Source organism: Anoxybacteroides voinovskiense, assembly GCF_014196205.1.
GTDB lineage: Bacteria > Bacillota > Bacilli > Bacillales > Anoxybacillaceae > Anoxybacteroides > Anoxybacteroides voinovskiense.
Genome location: NZ_JACIDE010000058.1, coordinates 1 through 1,156, shown reverse-complemented (window position 1 = coordinate 1,156; position 1,156 = coordinate 1). Strand labels below are relative to the sequence as shown.

Sequence of the window (1,156 nt, the reverse complement as noted above, 5' to 3'; positions counted from 1 at the left end):
TATACGAGAACTAGAGATGGAGAATGAAATTTTAAAAAAGTATCTGCAAATTCTGAAAAGGGAGGGAAGACAGCGAAGTTCAAAGTAGTAGACGAGCTCAAAACAAAATATCCAGTCGTTAAAATATGTGAAAAACTACAGATTTCAAAATCTGGTTACTATAAATACTTGAAAACAAAGGGTAAGAAGAAAAAAGAATCTAAGAAAGACCAACAATTAAAAGAATATATCTCTTTGATTTTCCATGAACATAAAGGGAGATATGGATATCGAAAAATTCACGCAGTGTTAAACAATCAATATCAACTACCTGTAAGTGAAAAAGTGGTACGTCGACTAATGAGAGAATTAGGATTAAAATGTCAATCTCGCATGAAACGAAAACAACCCGCCAAAGTGAAAAAAGCAACTTCCGCTGGATATATTTATGAAAATCTATTAAAAAGAAACTTTTCCACGACACGTTTGAATGAAAAATGGGTCACAGATGTCACGGAAATTGCCGTGGAAGATAAAAAGCTATTTGTTTCTGCCGTTATGGATTTACACAACAATGAAATTATCGGGCATCAGATTTCATCAACACACGATGTTCAACTTGTGGAAGATTCCCTATTGTATGCATTAGAAATCAGACACATCAAGGATTCCTTAATTCTTCACTCAGATCAAGGAATGCCATATCGATCAACAAGATGGAAAACGCTGATGGATACATTTTCGATTACACCAAGTATGTCGAGAAAAGCGAATGCGCTTGATAACGCATGCATAGAAAGCTTTTTCTCCTATCTCAAAACAGAGATAGAGCAGGATTTGCAACGTACGAAAAGTGTGGAAGAGGCAACGCAGCTCGTTCATGATTACATTCGCTATTACAACCACCAACGGATACAAGGTGTTCTTGATTATCAGACACCGACTCAATATGCAAAGGCTAGTTAACAACGAGCACCAGTGGGCTATATTTCCTCTTTCTCGTCTTACCGACCTCTCCTCAGAATTCCGTGGGACTGTCAAGTGCTCTCCTTGACAGTTTCACGGGGTTCTGAGACACTAGGAAAAAGACGAGAAAAGGAAAGGAACCAGAGCTTTACCACTCTGATTCCTTCACGTGAACTGAATTTATACTGTCTACTTTTCGGATCGCAGTGCA

General features: G+C 37.9%; 1 pseudogene. It reads left to right on the top strand.

Annotated elements, in window-relative coordinates:
- Positions 1-117: 117 nt before the first annotated feature.
- Positions 118-945, top strand: a pseudogene (locus GGR02_RS17240) (IS3 family transposase); the annotation flags it as partial.
- Positions 946-1,156: the final 211 nt, after the last annotated feature.